Source organism: Blastococcus goldschmidtiae, assembly GCF_031845325.1.
GTDB classification, from domain to species: domain Bacteria; phylum Actinomycetota; class Actinomycetes; order Mycobacteriales; family Geodermatophilaceae; genus Blastococcus; species Blastococcus goldschmidtiae.
Genome location: NZ_JAVREI010000055.1, coordinates 1 through 255 on the forward strand (window position 1 = coordinate 1; position 255 = coordinate 255).

At 63.5% G+C, this 255-nt stretch carries 1 protein-coding gene; it reads left to right on the forward strand.

Annotated features, from left to right (window positions below; genetic code table 11):
• The coding region (locus RM425_RS21825) for a cbb3-type cytochrome c oxidase subunit I (RefSeq protein ID WP_311347281.1) at positions 1–255 on the forward strand (255 nt) is incomplete at both ends.

Below are 255 nucleotides of genomic sequence, written 5' to 3' on the forward strand. Positions count from 1 at the left end.
ACTGGCACGTCTCGGACAGCTACTTCGTGGTCGCCCACTTCCACTACGTGGTGTTCGGCACCGTGGTGTTCGCCGCCTACGCCGGCATCTACTTCTGGTTCCCCAAGATGTGCGGCCGGATGATGGATGAGCGGCTGGGCAAGCTGCAGTTCTGGCTGACCTTCATCGGCTTCCACGGCACGTTCCTGGTGCAGCACTGGCTGGGCAACGAGGGCATGCCGCGCCGCTACGTGGACTACCTGCCCACCGACACCT